1 protein-coding gene and 1 pseudogene are annotated in these 2,099 nt (G+C 75.1%); one reads left to right on the top strand and one right to left on the bottom strand.

The features are described 5' to 3' along the window. Positions 1 to 94: 94 nt before the first annotated feature. A pseudogene (locus AB0M99_RS37690) lies at positions 95 to 400 on the top strand (spermine synthase); the annotation flags it as partial. A gap of 7 nt (positions 401 to 407) precedes the next feature. Here the strand turns inward: AB0M99_RS37690 and AB0M99_RS37685 are convergent. Beyond that, positions 408 to 1,901 (bottom strand): AMP-binding protein, encoded by a 1,494-nt coding sequence (locus AB0M99_RS37685; RefSeq protein ID WP_365928774.1) that lies wholly within the window; start codon positions 1,899 to 1,901, stop codon positions 408 to 410. Positions 1,902 to 2,099: the final 198 nt, after the last annotated feature.

Genomic DNA, 2,099 nt, shown 5'->3' with positions numbered 1-2,099 from the left:
TGTACGACGGCGACGCAGACGACACGAACCCCCACCCCTCCCGGACACCGACAACCCGAAGATCATCCCAGACGCCCGGACAACGTGACAGTGCCTCGCGGACGGTCCGCCGCTCTCCCACCTGCGGAGCCAGATCGCTACGGCTGCGTCCCGGTTCGCGGAACTGGCGCTGGCCGCCGGCCCCGTGGTGTGGCGGGGGAAGCGTTTCGGCAAGGCCGTGCTGGTGGCCGCCGACCGGGAGCTCCCGGTCGCGGAGTTCACCCGCCGGGTGGCGAGCGACCCGCACCCCGGCCGGGTCGAACACGGCCGCGCCCTCATCGACTTCGCGGGCGGAGCAGTCCCGGTCTCGGACGCCTCGGCGGTGGCCTCGCCGGCGCCCCCGCCGTCGGTCTTCCGCTGATCCGGAGCTACTCCTGCGAAGCCGCCGCCAGCTCCCGCAGGCGCCGCTTGTCCGGCTTGCCGCGGTCCGTCAGCGGGAGCGCCGGCAGCCAGAACACCGCCGCCGGCCGCTGCCCCGGCGCCAGCTCCGCTGCGACCAGTGCGCACGCCTCGGCCGCCGCCTCCTCCGTCGGGGCGTGCCCGGGCGCGGCGACGAGGAAGGCGCACACGGCCTCCCCGGTGAGCGGGTCCGTCCGCCCGACGACGGCCGCCCGGGCCACGGCGGGGTGCCGGGTCAGGGCCGTCTCGATCGGGCCGCAGTAGATGTTCGCCCCGTGCACCATGACCACGTCCTTGACCCGGTCGTCGAGGTACAGGTACCCGTCGGCGTCGAAATGCCCGACGTCACCCGTGCGCAGCCAGCCGTCGTGTAGGACCTCGGCGGTCAGGGCGGGCTGGTTGCGGTAGCCGGCCATCACCATCGGGGAGCGCACCCACACCTCCCCGGTGGCCCCCGGTGCGGGGCCCCGCACCTCGACCTCCACCCCGGGCGCCGGGCGGCCGACGGAGCCGAGCAGGTGGGGGCGGTCGGTGGCCGCCGCGTCGTGGTCGGCCGGGGAGAGCCGGCTGAGCACCCCGGCCTCGTTCATCCCGTAGCCCTGGGTCCAGCGCACCCCCGGACCCCACCGGGTCAGGGCCCGCCGCAGCCGTTCCGGGTGGACGGGGGAGTCGCCGTAGGAGACCCGCACCAGGCCGGGTACGCCGTCGGCGGTCTCCGGGTCGTCGAGCAGCCGGTACAGCATCGAGGGCGTCAGGTACGTGGCCGCGGGCCCGAGCCGCCGGCAGGCCTCGGCGAACTCCCGGGTGCCGAAGGGGTGCAGGATCTCCGAGCGGCCGCCGATGCGCAGCTGCTCCAGGCACCGGCCGCCGGAGCGCTGGGAGAGCGAGTCGGTCGACACGAAGGTGAGCGGGGCGGAGCCCGGGGCGTCCGTGCGGGTGGCCGTACGGGCCGCCATCGCGGCGAAGGTGGAGGCCACCCCCTTCGGCCGGCCCGTCGTACCGCCCGTGTAGGTCACCCGGGCCACGTCCTCGTCGCGCGCCGCCACCTCGACGGGCAGGGGCTCGCGGGCGGAGGCCGACTCCAGCAGTGCGGGCAGGCCGATGCGGGCCCCTGGGCCCGGCGGGACCGGGGTGTCGTGGACCACCAGGGCGGGCGCACAGTCCCGTAGCAGGTGGTCGAGTCCGTGGGTCGTGGGGCCGACGCACACGTGGGTCAGCCGGGCCCCCAGCACGTGCGCGGCCAGCCGTACGAGCAGGCTCTCGGGCGGGTTGCCCGCCGTTACGCAGGCCAGCCCGGAGCCGCGCCGGATCCCCAGGCCGGCCAGGGCACCCGCCAGCCGGTACGTCCGGTCCAGCACCTCGGAGTAGGTCAGGACCCAGGACCCCGACCCGAAGGCGGGGCGGTCCGCGTACCGCTCGCAGGCGTCGATCAGGTCGGTGACGTAGCGCGCGCCGGTGCTCATGGCGCCACGGTATCCGGCGGTCCCGATCCGCAGGACGGGCCCTCGGGAGGCGGCTGACCCCGGAGGCGTCTGACCCGGGGGGCGGCCGTCTAGGGTCTGTTGCGAAAATGCTGGTCACAGCCATTCATTGATGGCTGCGATCAGCACGGTTGCTTCGTAGCGGACGGCGAGTTTGTCGTATCTGGTGGCTACCGCACG

The sequence above is a fragment of the Streptomyces sp. NPDC051183 genome, from assembly GCF_040682455.1.
In the GTDB taxonomy this organism is placed as follows: Bacteria; Actinomycetota; Actinomycetes; order Streptomycetales; family Streptomycetaceae; genus Streptomyces.
Note: the sequence above shows the minus strand (reverse complement) of the source record. Positions and strands in the feature narration are given on the sequence as shown.